Origin of the sequence: Anaerostipes faecalis (assembly GCF_018982945.1) — a bacterium.
In the GTDB taxonomy this organism is placed as follows: domain Bacteria; phylum Bacillota; class Clostridia; order Lachnospirales; family Lachnospiraceae; genus Anaerostipes; species Anaerostipes faecalis.
In genome coordinates, this window is record NZ_JABRXE010000022.1 from 1 (window position 1) to 5,776 (window position 5,776).

Sequence of the window (5,776 nt, forward strand, 5' to 3'; positions counted from 1 at the left end):
GTGACTATATGTCTCCAAATGAGTATGAAAAGTTGTATCGTAAAATCCAGAAAAACGAATTGCAGATGACAAGTTAGGATGAGGAAAAACTCATTTTAACTTGTACTAAATCTTGACATAGGACCATATGTCACTTTGTGTCTTGCGGATATATCCTGCAGAGAAAAAGTGTTGCAACCTCTGTTGCCAATCATCCATATGCAAGTAGTATTGCAAAACTGATGATTTTCCGAGGGTATGGGGAGCGGAATCCCTATCAAGTATGCCGAAAAGGATGACCTAAAATCCATGAAATGGAGTTTTGGGAATCCATAGGCGTATCTTGCTTTAGAAATAATATTCCCTTATATATACGGAAAGAGAGAAATCCTTATACAACATAGGAACATAGAAATCGAAAAACTAAGAAGTGGAAGAAAAATGAATTCCTTGGTATAATTGAATGGTATGATTATTTATTCAATAATAAGGTGAGGAGGGATTGTTTTGGCAAAGTTTAATTGGGTTGTAATTACCAGAGACGATGTTATTCGTGCAATTGAAAGATTTCTTGTCAATAATCCAGAGTACCCTGAACCTCGTTCAACATTTCTTCTTTATGATGGGAAAAAACTTCCTGCAAAACATATTCGTGGAATGGCTTATCAAGAGCATTTTGGTGTGGAAATCAAAAAAAGTGATTTTGGTGGAGGAATGGAAACGGTAAGATTTTTTGAAAGACTGGGTTTTGAAACAGATTATTGTGGAAGTTCAAAGGGTAATATAAAGACCAAAGAAATAAAGAAAGAGATTCATTCTAAAAAGAAAACAATTGAGCCCAAAGTGCAAATTAATAATGCTAACACTGAAAAGAAACAAACTCAGATTAGTGATGATAAAATGGATTCAGAAAAAATTGTTATTCCATCAAAGCAAGTAATTGAACAGAAAAATGCACTGCAATTAATTCTTAATAGAATGTTTAATGGGGATATTGTATGTGAAAAAACTTACCCTTGGTTAAAGACACCAGAAAAGATTGATGGAATCTATAAAAAACTTTATGACGCACTATTATCATATCGTGGAGACACTTCATTTGCAAAGAAGAATGTTACATTGCGCTGTGATTTTGTGTGTGAAAGTCAAAAACTGATTATCGAATATGATGAACGTCAGCATTTTTCTGAGGCACGGAGAATTTCTTTGGAAGCATATAAGGAAATTGATGTTCTTTATGATCGTTCATTATGGATAAAGGCATGCTGTGATGTGAAAGCAAAAGATAATTCTCCGATAAACAGAGATGAGATACGAGCGTATTATGATAGCACAAGAGATATTGCTTGTTATGAGAATGGTTATAAATTGGTACGTATCATGCATGGACAAATTGATTTCGAAACTTCTGATGCGGAAGAAAAATTAAAGGATATTCTAAATAGGGCTTTTCATCCTGTAGTTGAAAATCATGAAAATGAAGAAACAGAAGAAATAGTTACAAAAGAGAAAGCATTATCTATTAAGGTTGCGATGTATTTGCAAACGAATGAGCTAAAAAATAAAAATGCATTTGAAAAAATATTGCCAGTTATGAAAAAGGCAGATGCAGATATCATCGTCTTCCCTGAATATTGTTATGTTCCGTTTGAAGGTAAAATGACGAATAAGGACATAGCTTTGATTGAAGATCAGGATGATATTTTTGCTCATTGTTTAGAGTTGAGTAAAGAAATTGGCAAGGCAGTCATAGTAAGTAGCCATGATAAGTATGATACCATTTTCAGTGTGTTTGCAAATGCAAATCCTTTACCGGGTGAAACAGATTTGAATTTGTACATCAAGCACACGATGTGTGGTAGTTCATGTTTGGAGTTTGAACAGTATCCAGAAATAGCTGGAGATATTTTTAATCCTATTTTGTATAAGGGTTATTTGATTGGAATGACTATTTGTTATGATTGTAATCATGCATTATTTAGTAGAATGTACGGCATATATGGAATAGATTTAATCATTAATAGCACAGGAGGCAATGTTATTTATGATAAATGGTTTAAGTATAATAAAGTAAGAGCCATTGAGAATAACTGTTATACTCTTGTGACTATGGGTGGTAACGGGGAGGAGCCAAATAGCAATAATTATGTTTTTGGATTTAATAAGAATGGGGGGCAATTGAGTTCAATCAATCTTTGTGGTGATTCGACCAAACACAATATTTCCGGTGGACTATATGTATATGAGATTACAAATGATGCAGGAAAATCGGAAATTGACAACAGCAACAAAGTTGAAACAGAAAATAAAAAGTGGCAGCTCAGCTACAGGATTGGAAATAGTGTAGCATTGTGTCAAGAAGCTGAAAAAATTTCTGACCAGATTTTCCGTAAGAAAGTTGGCGGGTATAATGTGTTTTTCTTTATGGTCGAAGGAATGGATATTCTAAAACCAGAGAAAGTACAGACACTTTTATATTCAAGAAAAATCAAAAAGTACGGAAATCGGAAATATGTAATCATCAATAGGCATGATAATGTTGATGAAAATTTTTTTCTTGAAAAATTATCAATTGTTTTAAAAGTACGCGCGATGGAAAATTACTGTGCAGTGATACTTGAATCGAATAACATCAATAAGTGCTATCAGTGTGGAAAAAATAGAACTGCACAAGTTGTCAAGCCATTCGATGGAGTATGGGGAATTGATCTTGAACGAACTACAGGACCAGAAGCTATTTGGAGAAACAAACAAGGTATGCGAGAGTCTTGGAGAAAGAATTATGAATGGTTAGTAGAAAACGCTGAAATACTTTATGAAGAAAACTAACTCTGGTTAAACAATAGTATAAGTAAACGAGTGCAACCTTCGTATGATTTATTTCATACGGAGGTTTTTTTGCAATTTTCTTATTTTGACAAATATTTACTAAGACATGTTGTATAAGCCTCCTTTCGGATTGGGATATATAGAGGAGTAAGTAATCTCCTTCTATATGAAAGAAAGAGGTAATGAACAATGTCAGAAAAAAGATGCTATACAGTGAAAGATTTACAGGAGATTTTAGGAGTGAGCAGACCGTCTGTTTATGATCTTTTGAAGAAGAATGAATTTCGTTGGATCTTAGTTGGGGGCAAATACAGAATTTCCAAGAAGAGTTTTGATGTCTGGCTTGATGAAAATGAAGAATCTGAGTAAAGCTCTCTTTGTGGTCGAAATGATTTTACCATCATTGACAGACTAAAATTATTTCGCAAAATGCGTTATATTACATGAAACAGAAAGGGGGATTCGGCTTGTGATCAGTGAACAGATGGACGCAGAATTTCATAAAGTTGCAAATGAGATTGCAAAGAATAATCCTTATCAAAGAAAAGAATCAGAAGAACGAACAATGATGACGGTCCATGAAATGGGTGATCTGCTTGGAATAAAGAAGACGGATCGCTACTGGCTGCTTCATAAAGGATTTTTCAAAACAAAAGTTGTATTGGGAAAGACTTGGATTGATATTGCTAGCTTTGAAAAATGGTATGCCAATCAGGTGAAATACAAAAAAGTAAATGGCGACGAACCGGGGAAAGATTTGAAAGCATGGTCTTATTCCCCACAGGAGTTAGCACAGGAACTTGGTGTCACAGACAGTGTCTTATACGACATCTTAAAACGTGAAAATATTGAAACTGTTACGGTGGATTATTGGAAGCGTATTCCCAAAGAAGAATTTGAAAAATGGTATGCTAGCCAGTCTCGTTATCGAACCAGAGCTGATCGTGAGAAAGATTTGGCTGCAGAAGCTGCAACAATTACGATGCCGGAAATGGCACGATTACTTGGGACTACACGAAGTACTGTTTATTCCATTTTGAATAATCCCAATTATAAAGAGTTCTTTGATTTTGTGGTAATTGCGGATAAGAAAAGAATTACAAAAGAAAGCTTTCAGAGATTTTTAGACGGACAGAATCGATATCACTTGGATGCTCGCATTGAATATTCAGAAGTTGCCGCAGAAGAAAACATGGCACTGGCAGATTTCAGAAGAAAGAAACTTTTTAAGTCCGGTGTTCGTAGAGGAAATGGGAATAAAAACTATTTGACCAGAGCAGAAGCTGCCATGCTTGCGAAAGTGTCAAAGCCGACCATTGATTATTGGGCAAACAAAGGACATTACACAATTATAAAAATTGGAGAGTTGGTCCGAATACCCAGAGCAGAATTTGAAGACTGGTTAAATTACAGAGAGAATATGGAGGCGAAATAATACATGGCATCAATTAAAAAAAGAGGAAACAAGTTTTGTGTGATTTATCATTACAATGACAGTGAGGGAAAACGTAGACAGAAATGGGAAACATATGACACGAAGGCAGAGGTAAAGAAAAGAGCGAAAGAGATTGAATATCGAGCTGAGATGGGAATAATCTCTGTTCCAAAATGCAAGCTGCTCAAAGAACTGCTTGAAGAGTATGTCGTATTATATGGAAAAGATAAATGGGCACTTTCTACATATGAAGGGAATGTAGGTCTAATTCGGAATTATATCATCCCTATTATTGGAGATACGAAACTGTCAGAGATCAATACCCGGTTCATAGAGAAATATTACCAAACACTGCTGAAAACACCTGCAGTAATCAATCCGATCTTTGGAAAAAGATTAAATGAAACGGTAGGCACAAGTACTATTCGAGATATCCATAAGCTTCTTCGCAGTGCTTTTGATCAAGCTGTAAAATGGGAGCTTATGGAAAAGAATCCCTGTATCCATGCGACAGTTCCAAAGCATAAAGCAAAGAAAAGAGAAATCTGGACAGCAGAACAATTAATGTACGCAATCGAAGTATGTGATGATGAATTCACAAAACTTGCATTGAATTTGGCATTTGCCGGGTCACTTCGTATTGGTGAACTGCTGGGGCTTACATGGGATTGTGTAGATATTTCTCCGGAAGCGATTGAAGAAGGCAGATCCTACATATATGTGAATAAGGAATTGCAGCGTGTTTCAAAAGAAGCTGTTAAGGAATTAGATGGAAAAGATGTGTTATTGATTTTTCCGGAAGAAAGCAAACGTTGCAAAACCGTTCGTATCTTAAAAACACCAAAAACTGATAGTAGCGTAAGAAAAATCTTCTTACCAAAGAGTGTGGCAATGATGCTGATAGACTGGAAAAACTCTCATAAGGAAATCAAAGAAATTCTGGGGGAAGAATATCAGGATTATGGACTGATCATGGCAACTTCTTATGGACTTCCTGTCAGTGGATCTTTTGTGAGAAAGGGATTAAAAAAGCTGATTGAAGAACATGATCTTCCCCCTGTTGTGTTTCACAGTATAAGACATACCAGTGTTACTTACAAATTGAAACTCAATGGTGGAGATATCAAAGCAGTTCAGGGTGATTCCGGTCATGCCCAGGTCAATATGATTACTGATGTTTACTCTCATATTATAGATGATGACAGAAGAAGAAATGCGGAATTGTTTGAAGATGCTTTCTATAATAAGAAGAACTTAGATCCACAGATCCATGAAGCGCCCGCTGGTAATACAGTGCAGGTGCCGGAAGGGGTGGATGCAGAGCTGCTTTCAAAAGTATTATCTAATCCTGAAATGGCTGCTCTTCTATCCTCTCTTGCAAAGAGTCTGCAGAAATAGTTGTGGACATTGGTGTAAAGAAATTGTTAGTTGGATAAAGAAAAAAGAAATGAGAGTAATCGCTTTCTAATGATATAATAGTTTTCGACCAAAAAAACAAATATCAAGGAGGATTACTCTCATGGACATTGTAGC

Annotated in this window: 4 protein-coding genes; all 4 read left to right on the forward strand. The window is 35.6% G+C overall.

Features of this window, described 5'->3' with window-relative positions; genetic code table 11:
- Positions 1–486 precede the first annotated feature (486 nt).
- The 4 genes from KTB61_RS12775 to KTB61_RS12790 all read left to right on the forward strand — a co-directional run bounded on the left by KTB61_RS12775 (position 487) and on the right by KTB61_RS12790 (position 5,641).
- Positions 487–2,808, forward strand: a complete 2,322-nt coding sequence (locus KTB61_RS12775; RefSeq protein WP_216697692.1) for a nitrilase-related carbon-nitrogen hydrolase — start codon at positions 487–489, stop codon at positions 2,806–2,808.
- Positions 2,809–2,997: 189 nt separating this feature from the next.
- Positions 2,998–3,177 carry a helix-turn-helix domain-containing protein gene (locus tag KTB61_RS12780; protein WP_216697693.1) on the forward strand — a complete coding sequence of 60 codons (180 nt, stop codon included), beginning with the start codon at positions 2,998–3,000 and terminating at the stop codon, positions 3,175–3,177.
- Between the two features lie 100 nt (positions 3,178–3,277).
- Positions 3,278–4,243: a helix-turn-helix domain-containing protein gene (locus KTB61_RS12785; RefSeq protein WP_330656389.1), complete on the forward strand. Its 966-nt coding sequence runs from the start codon at positions 3,278–3,280 to the stop codon at positions 4,241–4,243.
- A 3-nt stretch (positions 4,244–4,246) separates the two neighbouring features.
- A complete protein-coding gene (locus tag KTB61_RS12790; RefSeq protein WP_216697694.1) occupies positions 4,247–5,641 on the forward strand; it encodes a tyrosine-type recombinase/integrase in 1,395 nt (464 codons plus the stop codon).
- Positions 5,642–5,776 lie beyond the last annotated feature (135 nt).